The organism is Bradyrhizobium sp. RP6 (assembly GCF_003837805.1).
Taxonomy (GTDB): domain Bacteria; phylum Pseudomonadota; class Alphaproteobacteria; order Rhizobiales; family Xanthobacteraceae; genus Bradyrhizobium.
This window is the reverse complement of record NZ_RQIT01000013.1, coordinates 82,975-98,372: the sequence shown is the minus strand read 5'-3', so window position 1 is coordinate 98,372 and position 15,398 is coordinate 82,975. Positions and strand designations below refer to the sequence as shown.

17 protein-coding genes are annotated in these 15,398 nt (G+C 65.1%); 5 read left to right on the top strand and 12 right to left on the bottom strand.

What is annotated here, in order from left to right; translation table 11 throughout:
- Together recR and EHH60_RS22635 are read left to right on the top strand one after the other, a co-directional pair.
- A complete protein-coding gene (gene recR / locus EHH60_RS22640; protein ID WP_124161651.1) occupies window positions 1-603 on the top strand; it encodes a recombination mediator RecR in 603 nt (200 codons plus the stop codon).
- A gap of 27 nt (window positions 604-630) precedes the next feature.
- Window positions 631-1,065 carry a hypothetical protein gene (locus tag EHH60_RS22635; protein ID WP_124161650.1) on the top strand — a complete coding sequence of 145 codons (435 nt, stop codon included), beginning with the start codon at window positions 631-633 and terminating at the stop codon, window positions 1,063-1,065.
- A gap of 128 nt (window positions 1,066-1,193) precedes the next feature.
- On the opposite strand, the gene EHH60_RS22630 is transcribed toward EHH60_RS22635, so the two are convergent.
- Together EHH60_RS22630 and EHH60_RS22625 are read right to left on the bottom strand one after the other, a co-directional pair.
- Window positions 1,194-2,555, bottom strand: coding sequence for an AmpG family muropeptide MFS transporter (locus EHH60_RS22630; protein WP_124161649.1), 1,362 nt, complete (start codon window positions 2,553-2,555; stop codon window positions 1,194-1,196).
- A gap of 140 nt (window positions 2,556-2,695) precedes the next feature.
- Window positions 2,696-3,895 carry a DNA recombination protein RmuC gene (locus tag EHH60_RS22625; protein WP_124161648.1) on the bottom strand — a complete coding sequence of 400 codons (1,200 nt, stop codon included), beginning with the start codon at window positions 3,893-3,895 and terminating at the stop codon, window positions 2,696-2,698.
- Between the two features lie 171 nt (window positions 3,896-4,066).
- Between EHH60_RS22625 and def the strand changes: the two genes are divergently transcribed.
- From def to truA, 3 genes are all read left to right on the top strand, one after another.
- On the top strand, window positions 4,067-4,594 hold the full coding sequence (def, locus tag EHH60_RS22620) for a peptide deformylase (RefSeq protein WP_124161647.1): 528 nt from the start codon (window positions 4,067-4,069) through the stop codon (window positions 4,592-4,594).
- 210 nt (window positions 4,595-4,804) lie between these two features.
- Window positions 4,805-5,728 carry a methionyl-tRNA formyltransferase gene (gene fmt / locus EHH60_RS22615; RefSeq protein WP_124161646.1) on the top strand — a complete coding sequence of 308 codons (924 nt, stop codon included), beginning with the start codon at window positions 4,805-4,807 and terminating at the stop codon, window positions 5,726-5,728.
- A gap of 110 nt (window positions 5,729-5,838) precedes the next feature.
- A complete protein-coding gene (truA, locus tag EHH60_RS22610; protein WP_199751771.1) occupies window positions 5,839-6,576 on the top strand; it encodes a tRNA pseudouridine(38-40) synthase TruA in 738 nt (245 codons plus the stop codon).
- 38 nt (window positions 6,577-6,614) lie between these two features.
- Here the strand turns inward: truA and dapE are convergent, their stop codons facing one another.
- From dapE to rpmH, 10 genes are all read right to left on the bottom strand, one after another.
- Entirely contained in the window at window positions 6,615-7,781 is a 1,167-nt protein-coding gene (dapE, locus tag EHH60_RS22605) for a succinyl-diaminopimelate desuccinylase (RefSeq protein ID WP_124161644.1), read from the bottom strand.
- Between the two features lie 10 nt (window positions 7,782-7,791).
- Window positions 7,792-8,637, bottom strand: coding sequence for a 2,3,4,5-tetrahydropyridine-2,6-dicarboxylate N-succinyltransferase (gene dapD, locus EHH60_RS22600; protein ID WP_124161643.1), 846 nt, complete (start codon window positions 8,635-8,637; stop codon window positions 7,792-7,794).
- Between the two features lie 128 nt (window positions 8,638-8,765).
- Entirely contained in the window at window positions 8,766-9,458 is a 693-nt protein-coding gene (locus EHH60_RS22595) for a pyrimidine 5'-nucleotidase (protein ID WP_124161642.1), read from the bottom strand.
- 14 nt (window positions 9,459-9,472) lie between these two features.
- A complete protein-coding gene (locus tag EHH60_RS22590; RefSeq protein WP_199751797.1) occupies window positions 9,473-10,459 on the bottom strand; it encodes a DUF1036 domain-containing protein in 987 nt (328 codons plus the stop codon).
- Between the two features lie 185 nt (window positions 10,460-10,644).
- A complete protein-coding gene (argB, locus tag EHH60_RS22585; RefSeq protein WP_124161640.1) occupies window positions 10,645-11,532 on the bottom strand; it encodes an acetylglutamate kinase in 888 nt (295 codons plus the stop codon).
- A 163-nt stretch (window positions 11,533-11,695) separates the two neighbouring features.
- Complete coding sequence (locus EHH60_RS22580) at window positions 11,696-12,061, bottom strand: DUF423 domain-containing protein (RefSeq protein ID WP_245454564.1); 366 nt, start codon at window positions 12,059-12,061, stop codon at window positions 11,696-11,698.
- Window positions 12,061-12,714, bottom strand: coding sequence for a ribosome biogenesis GTP-binding protein YihA/YsxC (gene yihA / locus EHH60_RS22575; protein ID WP_124161639.1), 654 nt, complete (start codon window positions 12,712-12,714; stop codon window positions 12,061-12,063). The genes EHH60_RS22580 and yihA overlap by 1 nt, the downstream gene beginning before the upstream one ends.
- 110 nt (window positions 12,715-12,824) lie before the next feature.
- Window positions 12,825-14,675, bottom strand: coding sequence for a membrane protein insertase YidC (yidC, locus tag EHH60_RS22570; RefSeq protein ID WP_124161638.1), 1,851 nt, complete (start codon window positions 14,673-14,675; stop codon window positions 12,825-12,827).
- A gap of 16 nt (window positions 14,676-14,691) precedes the next feature.
- Entirely contained in the window at window positions 14,692-15,078 is a 387-nt protein-coding gene (rnpA, locus tag EHH60_RS22565; RefSeq protein ID WP_061879588.1) for a ribonuclease P protein component, read from the bottom strand.
- 27 nt (window positions 15,079-15,105) lie between these two features.
- Window positions 15,106-15,240 carry a 50S ribosomal protein L34 gene (gene rpmH / locus EHH60_RS22560; protein WP_008542748.1) on the bottom strand — a complete coding sequence of 45 codons (135 nt, stop codon included), beginning with the start codon at window positions 15,238-15,240 and terminating at the stop codon, window positions 15,106-15,108.
- Between the last annotated feature and the right edge of the window lie 158 nt (window positions 15,241-15,398).

Sequence of the window (15,398 nt, the reverse complement as noted above, 5' to 3'; positions counted from 1 at the left end):
ATGGGCGCTGTTGCGGGTCCCGAGATCGAGCGGCTGGTCCAGCTTCTCGCGCGGCTGCCGGGCCTCGGTCCGCGCTCGGCGCGGCGCGCTGCGCTGCATCTGATCAAGAAGCGCGAAGCGCTGATGATGCCGCTGTCTTCGGCCCTTCAGGTCGCGCTGGACAAGGTCCAGGTCTGCAAGACCTGCGGCAACATCGACACGCAAAATCCCTGCACTGTCTGCACCGATCCGAAGCGCGATCCCTCCATCATCGTCGTCGTTGCCGACGTCGCCGACCTATGGGCGCTGGAGCGGGCCAACGCCACCCAGGGGCGCTATCACGTGCTGGGCGCGACGTTGTCGCCGCTTGACGGCGTCGGTCCGCAGGATCTCACCATCGATTCGCTGGTGGCGCGCGCACATGATTCGCAGGTGCACGAGATCATCCTGGCGCTGAACGCGACGGTCGACGGCCAGACCACCGCGCATTACATCACCGACCTGCTTCAGGACGCCAATGTGAAGGTGACGCGGCTCGCCCACGGAGTTCCCGTCGGCGGCGAGCTTGATTATCTCGATGAAGGTACGCTATCGGCTGCGATGCGGCAGCGTACGCTGTTCTAGCCATCCAGACTTTACGGAACGGACGACATGACGAAACTTTTCGCCACGCGATGGGCTTTGGTCGCGATGATGATGCTGCTGGTGAGCCCGGCCAACTCCGCGCAGCAGGGCGACGAGACGCCGCCGCCGTCCAAGCCCGGCAAGCCGATCAACACCGGTGACGTGCTCTCGGGCGAACTGAACGCGATGAAGGTTCGCGACGTCAAGAACGGCAAGCGCGTCGCGACCTACCAGATCACCTCCGAGCCGCGCCGGCTGCCTCCGCCGAACGGGCTGTGCAATCTCGAGACCGGTCCCGAAACCTTCCAGCTCGTCACCTCCACCGACGCGCAGGCCACGCAGCTGAAGTCGTTCGTCGGCAAGGAGATCTCGGTCAAGGTCGACGAGATCGCCTGTGCCAGCGATGCCGGCCAGATGAGCGAGGCCGTGATCACGAAGTGGAGCCTGATCAAGAAGCAGTAAGGGCGTCTGCGCGGCTCTCTCCGCCGTCATTGCGAGGAGCCCTCGCGACGAAGCAATCCAGACAGCCCCTGCGGTGACAGTCTGGATTGCTTCGCTTCGCCCGCAATGACGATGGCGAGAGCGTCAGCTCACACCCGCGCCGGCTCCAGCGTCTCGAAATGCCCGCGCCTCTGCAAATACGCCAGCAGCATCAGGCTGGGGATGGCGACGAGGACGGAGATCGCGAAGAACATCGGCCAGCCCGTCGCTTTCGCCAGATAACCCGCGCCCGACGACAAATAGGTGCGTCCCACGGCGGCGAGCGCCGTCAGCAGCGCATATTGGGTCGCGGTGTGCAACGGGTTCTGGCACAGCGCGGAGAGATAGGCGACGAAGATCACGGTGCCGATGGCGTTGCAGAAATTGTCGGAGGTGATCGCGAGGGTCAGCGCCCATTCATTGACGCCGACCAGTGCCAGCCACGAGAACGACAGGTTGGAGACCGCTTGTACGATGCCGCCGATCCACAGGCTCGTTGCGAGCGAATAGCGCCGTGCCACGAATCCGCCGGCAAACCCGCCGGCCAAGGTCGCTGCGATGCCGACGCCCTTCACGATCACCGCGTAGTCGTTCCGCGTGAAGCCGATGTCGATCACGAACGGCACGGTCATATTACCGGAGAACGCGTCGGTGAACTTGAACAGCACGACGAAGGCAAGCGCCGCCCACGCTTCCTTGCGGCTCAGGAATTCCGAGAACGCGCCCATCGCGGCATGGAACACCCGCATGAGCGCGTCCTCGTTCTGCGTGGCAGCCTCGGCGCGCTTGGATTGAGCGGGCTCGGTGGCGGCCAGCGCCGTCACCGTGCCAATCAGCACCAGAGCGGCCATCACCACATAGCCCCACATCCAGGCGGCGCCACGAGGGACGATCGCCTCGAAGCCGGTGACGATGAACAAGGCGCCCGCGGTCGATATCAGCATGCCGATGCGATAGGCCGCGACATAGGCGGCCATGCCGGCGGCCTGCTCGCTTTCGGGCAGGCTCTCGACGCGGAATGCATCGACGACGATGTCCTGCGTCGAGGACATCGTCGCGACCAGGAGTGCACCAAGCGCGACGAACAGCGGCGAGCGCGCTGGATCGGTCAGCGCCAACAGCAGGATCGCGCCGATCAGCAGCAGCTGCGAAAACACCAGCCACCCACGCCGGCGGCCGAAGGCGCGGGTGAAGAACGGCACGTGCAGCGCGTCGACCAGCGGCGCCCACAGGAATTTGAGCGTGTACGGCGTTCCCACCAGCGCAAACAACCCGATGGTTCCGAGATCGACCCCCGCCTCCGCCATCCACACCAGCAGCGTCGATCCCGACAGTGCGAGCGGGAGCCCCGAGGAGAAGCCGAGGAAGAGCACGATCAGCACACGCGGCTGCAGATACACGGCAAGGCTCTCGCGCCAGGAGGGCGCAGGCGCGGGGGCATCGGCGGAGGAGGTCGCGTCGGGTGCGGTCATGGCGGGGTGTTAGCAGATTCTGGCGGCGCTGCCTCTGCCACAAAGTCCGTCATGTCCGGGCTTGTCCCGGCCATCCACGTTCTTAATGCCGCCGAAAAGCCGTGGATGGCCGGGACGAGCCCGGCCATGACGACCTGGAATCACTCCCCCGCCTGGAGCTTCCGCGGGAACAGCTCCGGTGCGGCTGTCGCAACCAGCCGCGGAGCCTCCGACGTGTCGCTCTTGCTGAAATCGAGCTCCTCGATTCGTCCCGCGCGCTTTTCGATCTTGTCGGCGGAGATCAGCACTTGGCGGACGTCCTCGCTCACGTCGGCAAAATGCTTCTGCAGCTTCAGCACGCGGTCGCGCAGGCGGCCGAGGTCGTCGCCGAGCTTGATCACTTCGGTGCGGATCTGATCGGCGGCGTCGCGCATGCGCGCGTCCTTCATGATCTGCTGCATCACCTGGATCGCGAGCATCAGCAGCGAGGGCGACACCAGCACGACGCGGGCGCGATAGGCCTTCTGGATCACGTCGTCGAAACCGTCATGGATCTCGGCGTAGACGGATTCCGACGGCACGAACATCAGCGCCATCTCCTGCGTCTCGCCGGCGACGAGATATTTTTCGGCGATGTCGCTGACATGCTTCATCACGTCGCCGCGCAGTCGTTGCGTGGCGATTCGCCGCTCCTCGTCGGTGCGGGCGTCGTGCAGCGCCGTCATCGCTTCCAGCGGAAACTTCGCGTCGATGCAAAGCGGCCGCTGGTCGGGCAGGAACACGACACAGTCGGGCCGCTTGCCGGTGGAGAGGGTGAACTGGAACTCGTAGGCACCCTTCGGCAGCCCGTCCTGGACGATCGCCTCCATCCGCGCCTGGCCGAAGGCGCCGCGCGACTGCTTGTTCGCGAGCACGTCGCGCAAGGTGGTCACCTGGGTGGTGAGATCGGTGAGGTTCTTGTGCGCGCTGTCGATGATGCCGAGCCGCTCGTGCAGGGCGCGCAGGCTCTCCATGGTGTTGCGGGTGGAGTGTTCCATGGACTGGCCGACTCGGTGGGTGACCGAATCCAGCCGCTCGTTCACCGCTCGCGCCATCTCGGCCTGACGGCCGGCCAGAGCCTGGGTCATGGCATCGACCCGGCCCGACGACTCGCTCTGCGCCCGCAACACCTCGCTGAGCCGCTCCTCGAGCTCGTCGGCCCGGATCGCGTGCGCCATCGCGAGTTCCGCGCCGCGCCGCCCGGAGCGCGCGATCACCACCGCAATTACAACCAGCAGGATAAGGACGAGGGTGCCGAAGCCGATCAGCGCGTCAACGGCGCGCACCGGCCAGTCGCCCAGCATGAAAATGATCTCGTTCATACCCGCCCTTGTAGCCCGATTCGCAGGGGCTGGCGAACGAAGAGGGAACGTTTATCGTCAGTTGCTCCCTGATATTATGGTTAACGAATCCTGAAGTTTCATGGTTAGCGGAAGGTTAACGGGGTTCCTGGCCGCATTGACCGCATCCGGCGCGCGGCTTAAATCGCGCCCATGGCCCTACGAGAAATCATCATCCTGCCGGACAAGCAGCTGCGCCTGGTCTCCAAGCCGATCGAGAAGGTCACGTCGGAGATCCGCAAGCTTGCCGACGACATGTTCGAGACCATGTACGACGCGCCCGGCATTGGCCTCGCGGCGATCCAGGTCGCGCAGCCCTTGCGGCTGATCACCATGGACCTCGCCAAGCGCGACGAGAACGGCGAGACCAAGCGCGAGCCGCGCGTCTTCATCAATCCTGAAATCCTCGCTTCCTCCGAGGAACTCTCGGTCTACGAGGAAGGCTGCCTCTCGATTCCTGAATATTACGAGGAGGTCGAGCGCCCGGCGAAGGTGCGCGTGCGCTTCACCGATCTCGACGGCAAGGTGCACGAGGAGGACGCCGAAGGCCTCTTCGCCACCTGCATCCAGCACGAGATCGACCATCTCAACGGCGTCTTGTTCGTCGACTATTTGTCGAAGCTCAAGCGCGACCGCGTGATGAAGAAGTTCGAGAAAGCCGCCAAGCGCGCGGCGGAGTGAGTTGCAAGCGATTGGTGCTACCACGCGCTCCCATGCGCTCCCTCCCCCCTTGCGGGGGAGGGTGGGGGAGAGGGGTAGCCCAGCAAAAGGTGCTCCTGATTTGCGGAGCGCAAGCAAAGCACCCGCGCTCATCCCGAACGAGCGCGTCGTGTGGCACCCCTCTCCCTAGCCCTCCCCCGCAAGGGGGGAGGGAACACAACGAGTCTGTTGATGCCCCTTCGCCTCATCTTCATGGGCACGCCCGATTTCTCCGTGCCGACGCTGCTCGAGCTCGTCGCGCACGGCCACGAGATCGTGGCGGTCTACACCCGCGCCCCGAAGCCCGGCGGGCGGCGCGGCCTGCAATTGCAGCCGACGCCGGTCGAGGAAGCCGCGCGAAAACTCGGCATTCCCGTGCTGGCGCCGAAGACGCTGAAGACCGAGGAGACATTGGCGGAGTTCCGCGCCTTCGATGCCGACGCCGCAGTCGTCGTCGCCTACGGCATGATTCTGCCGCAGGCGATCCTCGATGCGCCAAAGCTCGGCTGCTACAATCTGCACGCTTCGCTGCTGCCGCGCTGGCGCGGTGCGGCACCGATCAACCGCGCCATCATGGCCGGCGATGCCGAGAGTGGCGTGATGGTGATGAAGATGGACGTCGGCTTAGATACCGGCGACGTCGCCATGGCCGAGCGCATCGCGATCTCCGACAGCATGACCGCGCTCGATCTGCACGATCGCCTCTCCCGGTTGGGTGCCGATCTGATGGTGCGCGCGATGGCCGCGCTCGAGCGCGGCGGGCTCCAGCTGAAGAAGCAGAGCGAGGACGGCGCCACCTATGCCGCCAAGATCGAGAAGGCCGAGGCGCGGATCGACTGGACCATGCCCGCGCGAGCCGTGCTGCGCCACATCCACGGCCTGTCGCCGTTTCCCGGCGCCTGGGCCGAGTTCGAGAATGCACGCGTCAAGATCCTGCGCTGCGAACTGGCGAAGGGCTCCGGCGCGGCTGGCGAAGTGCTCGACGACCAGCTCACCATCGCTTGCGGCGAGGGCGCCATCCGCATCATCGAACTCCAGCGCGAGGGCAAGGCACGGATGCAGGCCGCGGACTTTCTGCGCGGCGTGCCGCTGAAGGCCGGAGCGAAATTCAGCTAACCAACCGTCATGCGCGGGCTTGACCCGCGTATCCATCTTCCAACAAGACTCTTTCCAGGCGATGGATTGCCGGGTCAGGCCCGGCAATGACACCGGATCAAATCGGATCGATGCCCCGCTACAAGCTCACCATCGAATATGACGGCGCGCCGTTCTTTGGCTGGCAGGTGCAGGAGACGCTGCCGTCGGTCCAGGGCGCGCTGCAGGCTGCGGTGAAGGCGATGACGGGGGCGGATTTGCGCGTGCACGGCGCCGGCCGCACCGATGCCGGCGTGCATGCGCGCGGACAGGTCGCGCATGTCGACGTCGAGAAGCAGTTTCCGCCGGGACGTTTTCGCGACGGGCTCAACGCGCATCTGCGTCCGCATCCGATCGCGGTGCTGGAAGCCGAGATCGTGCCCGACAGTTTCGAGGCGCGGTTCTCGGCGGTCAAGCGCCACTACCGCTATCGCATCGTCAACACCCGCGCCAACCTCGCGCTCGACATCGGCCACGCCTGGCGCGTACCGCGCCGACTCGATGCCGATGCGATGCACGCGGCGGCGCAACGCCTGCTCGGCAAGCACGATTTCTCCACTTTTCGCGATACCGAGTGCCAGGCCAAATCGCCCGAGAAGACGCTCGATCAGCTCGACGTGCTGCGCGACGGCCGCGAGATCACGGTCATCACCTCGGCGCGCTCCTTCCTGCATAGCCAGGTGCGCTCGATGGTGGGTTCGCTGGTCTGGGTCGGCGAGGGGCGCTGGACTGCCGACGATCTCTCCGCGGCCCTCGCAGCCCGCAACCGGGCCGCCTGCGGCGTCGTCGCCCCGCCGGAGGGACTGTACCTGATGAAGGTGGATTACTAGGGTCCGATGACGGCGGAGCGTTTGGCGAGAGCTAGACCCTACCCAAAATACCTTGCCAAAATCCCGCGATACACTTTCGTCAGCTTCTCCAGATCGGCCACCGGCACGCGTTCGTCGATCTGGTGCATCGTCTGGCCCACGAGGCCGAACTCGATCACGGGGCAGTAACTGGAGATGAAGCGCGCGTCCGACGTGCCGCCTGACGTCGACAGCTCCGGCTTGCGCGCCGTCACCTCCTCGATCGCGGACACCGCGAGATCGGTGAACGGGCCGGGCTTGGTCACGAACACGTTGGAGTTCGAGGGCTCCCAGACGATGCGGGCCTTGATGCGGTTGCCGCAGACCTTGGCGAGGCGCGTCTCGACCAGCTCGCGCAGGGATGCCTGGGTGTGGTTGTCGTTGTAGCGGATGTTGAACTTGGCTCGGGCCTCGCCGGGGATGACGTTGAAGGCCTTGTTGCCGACATCGACCGAGACGAATTCGAGATTGGAGGCCTGGAACTGCGCGCTGCCATGGTCGAGCGGCTCGTCGGAAATCGCCACGATCAGCCGCGAAATGTCAGGCACCGGATTGGACGCGCGGTGCGGATAGGCGACATGGCCCTGCACGCCGTCGACGACGAGCGTGCCCGATTGCGAGCCACGCCGGCCGACCTTGATGGTGTCGCCGAGCGTCTCGACATTGGAAGGCTCGCCCAGCACGCAATGATCGAATTTTTCGCCACGCTCGGCGACCCATTTCAAGAGCTTGATCGTGCCGTTGATGGAGACGTCTTCCTCGTCGCCCGTGATCAGGAATGAGATCGACCCCTTGCCGTCGCTGCGTGGCTTGCCGCCATTGGCGGCGAGATGCTCCAGCACCGCGGCGACCGAGCAGGCGATGCCGCCTTTCATGTCGACCGCGCCGCGGCCATGCAGGACACCGTCCTTCACCTCTCCGGAGAACGCGCCGACGCTCCAGGCGCTCTCGTCGCCCGGCGGCACCACGTCGGTGTGGCCGGCAAAGGTGATGTGCGGCCCCTCGGTGCCGATCCGCGCATAGAGATTGTCGACGTCGGCGGTGCCGGGCTCGCTGAAGGTGACGCGGTGGCAGGTGAAGCCGGCTGCGTTGAGGGTCTTTTCGAGCACCCCCAGTGCGCCGGCATCGGCCGGGGTTACCGAGGGACAGCGGATGAGATCGCGGGCAATGGAGAGAGCATCGGTCATGCGCGTCGGATCAATCCCGCAGCAGCTCGTTTATGCTGGTCTTGGAGCGCGTGCGTTCGTCGACGCGCTTGACGATCACGGCGCAGGCGGTGCTCGGGCCGATCTGGCCGTTCTTCATCGGCTTGCCGGGCAGCGCGCCGGGCACCACCACTGAATATTCCGGCACTTCGCCCATGAAGACCTCGCCGGTCTCGCGGTCGACGATCTTGGTCGAGGCGCCCAGGAACACGCCCATCGCCAGCACCGCGCCCTTGCGCACGATCACGCCTTCGGCGACCTCCGAACGCGCGCCGATGAAGCAATCGTCCTCGATGATGACGGGCTCGGCCTGTAGCGGCTCGAGCACGCCGCCGATGCCGGCGCCGCCCGAGATGTGCACGCGCTTGCCGATCTGCGCGCAGGAGCCGACGGTGGCCCAAGTATCTACCATGGTGCTCTCATCGACGTAGGCGCCGAGATTGACGAAGGACGGCATCAAGACGACGTTCTTGGCAATGAAGGCCGAACGGCGGACGATGGCGCCCGGCACCGCGCGAAAACCGGCATCGCGAAAACGGTTCTCGCCCCAGCCCTCGAACTTCGAGGGCACCTTGTCCCACCAGGTCGCCTTGCCGGGGCCGCCGGGAATGACGCCCATGTCGTTGAGGCGGAAGGACAGCAGCACAGCCTTCTTCAGCCATTGATTGACCTTCCACTTGCCGTCGCTCCCGCGCTCGGCAACGCGCGCCTCGCCCTTGTCGAGGATCTCCAGCGACTGGTCCACGGCCTCGCGCACCTCGCCCCTGGTCGTGGTCGAGATGCCGTCGCGCGCCTCGAAGGCGCTGTTGATGGTGGATTCGAGGGCTGCAAGCGACATCGGGATTTCCTCTAGGGAGCGCGTGGTTTCGCGAGAATTGGAGCGCTTTTTCGAGATTTGAAGGGGCGGAGTCAAGGCATACTCCACCCTCGTCCCGGGCTCGCTTCGCGCCCCCGGGACGACAACCTCTATTGTGGTGACAGTCCGGCCAAGAACCCGGCCAGGTCATCCGTGACATGGTCGACATGGGCCGCATCGCGGCCCTCCAGTTCCCAATCCTCGCGCACCACCTGTTTGGTCCCATCCGGCACCACCAGTACCGTGGTCATGCCGAGCTGGTGCGGGACGGTGAGGTTGCGGGCGAGGTCCTCGAACATGGCGGCGCGCGTTGGATCGACGGCATGCTGGCTAAGGAATTTCTGGTAGGTCTGCGGCGCCGGCTTGGGCTCGAATTCGGCGGCGATGATGTCGAACACGCCGTCGAAATGCGAGGCGAAGCCGAGCCGCGCCAGCACGGCATCGACATGATCGACCGAGCCGTTGGTGAGGATCAGCTTCCGGCCCGGCAGCTTAGCGATGGCTGCGCCGAGCTCCGGGTTCGGTTCCAGCGGCGAGTGGTCGATCTCATGGACATAGGCGAGATAGTCGTCGGCGGAGACGCCGTGCAGGGTCATCATGCCGCGCATCGTAGTGCCGAAGCGCCGGTAATAGTCCTTCTGGATCGCCCGCGCTTCCTCCGGGCCGACGTTCAGCCAGTTGCAGACGAACTCCCCGATCCGCGCATCGACCTGCTGCCACAGATTGACGTGATGCGGATAGAGCGTGTTGTCGAGATCGAACACCCAGGTTTCGACATGGGCGAAGGCGCGGGGTGGGTTCATCAAAACTCTCTCACTCACGGCACCGCAAAGCGCAGCGTCTTGCCGCCGCTCGACATGTCCACGGCGCCAAAGCCCGTCGGCGCAAATCCGCGCGCGCCGCAATCGGTCTGCTCGCTCGTCTCGAACTTGGTCTCGCGCGTGCAGAGCTGCCTGTCGCCGCCCCAGTTCAGCGGCCGGTCCTTCAGCTTGACGATTCGATTGTCGGCATCGACCGCTTCCGCGAAGCTGAAGATCTGCTTCGGCTGGCCGGTCACATCGGGGTGCAGGCAGGTCTTGGGATCAATGCGATACCAGCCGCGGCTCGTCACGGACTTGCCATCGTCGGTCGCGATCGCGGCCATCACTTTGTGCGGCGTGTCGTTGCACCAGGTCAGGCCGGTCGAAGAGGGTGTCTGCACGGCGTCGATCATGGCCTTGAACAGGTTCGGCGAGGCCACGATGTCCGACGGCAATCCGCGGCTCTTCAGGAACGCGGCCAGCGCGGCTTGTGTCTTCGGCCCGTCGACGCCATCGATCGGCGCTGCGTCGTAGCCTGCGATCACCAGCAGCCGCTGGATGCCGGCAAGGCGCGCCTGCTCGTCGTCATATTCGGAGTCCTCGGCAAGATAGGCAACGAGGTTGCCGTCCGCCCCTTGCGTCGGAGTCACTTGCGTGAAGGGGACTTGCGTCTGGCCGCTGCGGCATTGCCGCGCTGCGGCGATGACGAAATTGTCCTGCGCCACGCACAGCATGTCATTGCCGCTTTGCGGGAGCGGGGAAGCGCCGTAGACGCCGAGCGCGCGGGCATTGAGCAGGATGCGGTCGGCCGTCAGCGTGCCCTGCACCACCACGCGGCAGGTGGCGGGATCGATCCTGAACCAGCCGCGCGTCGCGGTCGCCGCCTTGTCGTCGATGCCGATCGCGGCCTCCACGACATAGGACATGCGGTTGCAGATCTTGAGGTCGGCAAAGGCCGGTGCGGAGGAGAGCAGGAACGAGACGATCGCTGCCGGCAGCGTCATGAGGAAGCGCGCGAGAGGCGAGCGGCTGGCTCGTCGCTCTCTCCATTCGTCATGGCCGGGCTTGACCCGGCCATCCACGTCTTGTTTCCGCAAAGAAAGAACGTGGATGCCCGGGACTTCTGAGCGAAGACGCGCTTCGCGCTTTTGCCCGGGCATGACGCCCTCTTTTCTGCGCCGCTCGTCTCTCACTTGTGGATCAGCGTACCCGTGCCCTGGTTGGTGAAGAGCTCGAGCAGCACCGCGTGTGGCATCTTGCCGTCGATGATGACGACGCCCTGCACGCCCTGCTCCAACGCGTAGATGCAGGTCTCGACCTTCGGGATCATGCCGCCCGAAATGGTGCCGTCGGCGATCAGTTTTCGCGCATCCTTGACCGAGAGCTGCGGGATCAGCTTCTTCGACTTGTCCAGCACGCCGGGCACGTCGGTGAGCAGCAGAAGGCGCTTGGCCTTCAGCGCGCCCGCGACGGCACCGGCAAAGGTGTCGGCGTTGACGTTCAGCGTCTGGCCTTCCTTGGAGGTCGCCAGCGGCGCAAGCACCGGGATCAGCTCGTAGCCGATCAGCTGGTTGAGCAGCGTGAGGTCGACCTTCTCGGGGTCGCCGACGAAGCCGAGATCGATCGCCTTCTCGATGTTCGAGCCGGGATCGATAATGGTGCGCGTCGTCTTCGACGCCTTCACCATGTTGCCGTCCTTGCCCGACAGCCCGACGGCCTTGCCGCCGGCCTCGTTGATGTAGCCGACGATCTGCTTGTTGACGGAGCCGGCAAGCACCATCTCGACGATCTCGATCGTCGCAGCATCGGTAATGCGCAGGCCGGCCGCGAACTCCGATTGAATGCCGAGCCGCTTGAGCATGGTCGCGATCTGCGGTCCGCCGCCATGCACCACGACGGGATTGATCGCGGTCTGCTCCAGCAGCACGATGTCACGGGCAAAGTTCTTCGCGGTCTCCTCGTCGCCCATGGCATGGCCGCCATATTTGATGACAATGGTTTCCTCGTCATACTGCTGCATGTGCGGCAGCGCCTCGGACAGGATGCGGGCCTGGTCGAGCGGAGAGATGTCGGTCATGTCACGGTCTCGCTGGCGGGTCGGTCGGTGCGCGTTCTATCCGATTGGCGGGCGTGGCGCAAAGTGTGGCTGATATGTAGCCCGGATGGAGCGAAGCGAAATCCGGGATTCTTACCGCAGGCACCGGCCCCGGATTGCGCTTCGCTCCATCTGGGCTACGAGGTCAGCGTTTCGCCATCACCGCCGCCAGCGTCACCGCCAGCCAGCCCGCGATCATCACCGTTCCGCCGGTCGGCGCCGCCATCGGAAACAGCGCGTGCCCGGCATATTGGCGCAAAGTGAGGTCGCCCGCGAACAGCGCGGCGCCGGTCACGAAGCCGAACGCGGCGATGAGGCCAATTCCGCCGTGCAGAAGGCCGCGCGCAAGCAGGGCTGTGGTCGCGAGTATGGCGCTTGCGTGAAACAACAGCATGGCGCTCGCCGTGGCAAGCCGGCTCGCATCCGCGCCATGGGCCGAGGCGGCGGCCAGCGCGACGCCGGCGGCGCCCATCAATCCGGCAAGCCCAATCAAGAGGCGATGGGCCAGCACTACTTGCTCCGCTCTTCCAAGAGCTTCGCGATCGCGGCGCGCAAGCTCTCCATGCCGGTCGAGCTGCGTGACGAGGTCGCGAGCACGGTCGGGAATGCGGCCGGGTGCTTGGCCAGCGCGGCCTCGGTCTCGGCGATGCGCGCTTGCAGCTCGGCGGCCTTCACCTGGTCGGCCTTGGTCAGCACGATCTGGTAGCTGACGGCGGAGCGGTCGAGCGTCTTGAGCACTTCGAGGTCGACGTCTTTGAGGCCGTGCCGCGCATCGATCAGCACGTAGACGCGCGCCAGCGAGGCGCGGCCGAGCAGGAATTTGTGGATCAGCTCGGTCCAGGACGCGACCTGGCTCTTCGGCGCCTTGGCATAGCCGTAGCCGGGCATGTCGACGAGGCGCAGGTCGCTTTTCCCGGGCACCTCGAAGAAGATCAGCTCCTGGGTGCGGCCCGGCGTATGCGAGGTGCGCGCCAGGCTGTTGCGCCCCGTCAGCGCGTTGATCAGGCTGGACTTGCCGACATTGGAGCGGCCGGCAAAGGCGATCTCCAGCCCTGCCATCGGCGGCAGCGTGGCGATCGAGGGCGAGGCCCAGATGAACTGCCAGTCGCGGGCAAACAGCTTTCGCCCGGCCTCGATCAGCTTCGCATCTTTGTCGTCGGTCATGCGAAGCCTCGCTGCTTCCCCGCGTCATTGCGAGCGAAGCGAAGCAATCCAGACTTTCTCCAGCGGAAACAGTCTGGATTGCTTCGTCGCTTCGCTCCTCGCAATGACGATTACGTCGCCTTCCGCGCGAACGTCGCCTTGAGATTGTCGAACAGCTCCACCTTCACGCCGTTGCGGCGCATGATGTAGCTCTGCTGGATCACGGAGAGCAGATTGTTCCAGGCCCAGTAGATCACGAGGCCCGCCGGGAAGCCCGCCAGCATGAAGGTGAAGATCAGCGGCATCCAGTTGAAGATGAGCTGCTGGCTCGGATCCGGCGGCGTCGGGTTCAGCTTCATCTGGAACCACATCGTGATGCCCATGATGATCGGCCAGATGCCCAGCGCGAGGTAGTGGCCGAACACCGGGATCGTGGTCGGATCGAACGGGAGCAGCCCGAACAGGTTGAACAAATTGGTCGGATCCGGCGCCGAGAGGTCCTTGATCCAGCCGTAGAACGGCGCGTGCCGCATCTCGATGGTGACGAACAGCACCTTGTAGAGCGAGAAGAACACCGGGATCTGGATCAGCACGGGAAGACAGCCGGCGACCGGATTGATCTTCTCCTTGCGGTAGATCTCCATCATCTCCTGCTGCTGCTTCACCTTGTCGTCGGGATAGCGCTCCTTCAGCGCCAGAAGTTGCGGCTGGATCGACTTCATCTTCGCCATCGAGGCGTAGGACTTGTTCGCCAGCGGGAAGAACAAGAGCTTCACGATCACGGTCACGAGCAGGATCGAGATGCCGAAATTGCCGAAGAAACGGAAGAAGAAGTCCAGCCCGAGGAACATCGGCTTGGTGATGAAGTAGAACCAGCCCCAGTCGATCAGCAGATCGAAATGATTGAGGCCGAGTTCCTTGTTGTAGCCGCCGAGCCCGGCGAACGGGAACACGCCGACGACGCCGGCTTCCTTGGCGCCGGCGAACAGCCGCGCATTTGCCGTCCCGGTGCCGCCGATGGGGACGGTGACGGGATCGAGCAGGTAGTCGGTCTGGTAGGTGTGGACGTTGCCGACCGGGTTCGACGAGAAGCGCGCCTGGAGCTGGGCATTGGTGTCCGGCAGCAGCGCCGAGGCCCAGTACTTGTCGGTGATGCCGAGCCAGCCATTGGTGACCTTGAAGTTCACCGCCTTGGCTTCGTCGATCTTCTTGTAGGCGTATTCCTGCAAGCCCTGGTCGCCGAGATAGCCGATCAGGCCTTCGTGCAGGATGTAGTAGCCCGAGACCTGCGGCGCGCCGTGGCGCGAGATCAGCGCGAACGGATAGAGCGTGACCGGCGCATTGCCGACATTGCTCACCTCGTCCTTGATGGTGAAGAGATAATGATCGTCGACCGCAATGGTGCGGCGGAAGGTGAGGCCCTCGCCATTGTCCCATTTCAGCACCACCGGCGTCGACGGGGTCAGGCTGCCGCTGCCGTCCTGCTGCCAGACGGTCTGGGCATCGGGCATTTTCGCCGTCACGCCCGTCGCCGCCACCCAGCCGAATTCGGCGTAGTAGGGCTCCGCTGTGCCCGAGGGCGAATAGAGGATGATCGGCGGCGACTTCGGATCGACCGTTTCGCGGAATTGCACCAGCGCGATGTCATCGACGCGGCCGCCCTTCAGCGAGATGCTGCCGGCAATCCGCGGCGTCTCGATCTTCACGCGCGGGCTGGCTGCGAGCGCGGCATCGCGGCCGACGACCGGCTGGCCCTGCTGGCTCGCGCCCGGCGTTGCCGGCTGGGTCGCACTGCCCGGCTGCGGCGCGGCACCGGGTGTCGCGGAGGCGGCCGGCTGCGGCGTGGTCTTCTGGAGTTCGGTCTGCGCCTGCTGCTGGGCGCGCTGCTTCTCCATCTGCGGCATGTTGTAGAAATACTGCCAGGCGATCAGCACCAGGCCGGACAGAATGACGGCGAGGATGGTATTGCGATTGTCGGTCATCTCGAATGTCTCGTCATCAATCCGGTTTGCGGCTGGCAGCGGGAGCGGGGCCGGGCCTCTGGCCACGCGCTTTGGCCGTATGCCGCGCGGGCTTCGTGAACGCTATGCGCAGATCGTCGAGCATGGTGGCGAAGTCGCGCGAGAGCGCGTCCCTTCGTCCGACCAGCACATAATCATGATGAGGCTGCATCGACACCGGATCGAGCCGCTTCACCAATTCGCGAAGCCGGCGCCGGATGCGATTGCGCTCGGGGGCGTTGCCGTTCTTTTTGGTGACGGTGAAGCCGATCCGGATCGGGCCGAAATCATCGCGGCGACGGCTTTGCAGGACGAACGCGGGACTATTCACCCGCGCGCCATTGGCAACGGCGAGGAAATCCGCCCGCTGCCTCAGCCGATCCATGATGAAATCCCAAAAAGGGGGTCCGGCTCAGGCGCTCAGACGCTTGCGGCCGCGGGCACGGCGGGCGGCGAGGACCTTGCGGCCGCCGGCAGTGGCGAGGCGGGCGCGGAAGCCGTGACGGCGCTTGCGCACCAGTTTGCTGGGTTGATAAGTCCGCTTCACGGGTTTTTCTCCGCTGACCGGGCAATTTGCCTGTAGAATTGATGGTAAAGTCCGGAAGATGCGGCCCAAAACGGGCCCTTTTCCGGCCCCAAGAGAGCCGCTCCCGGCGTCGCACCGGGTCATCGCGGACAATTCGCGCGGCTTATAAGCGAGCGCCT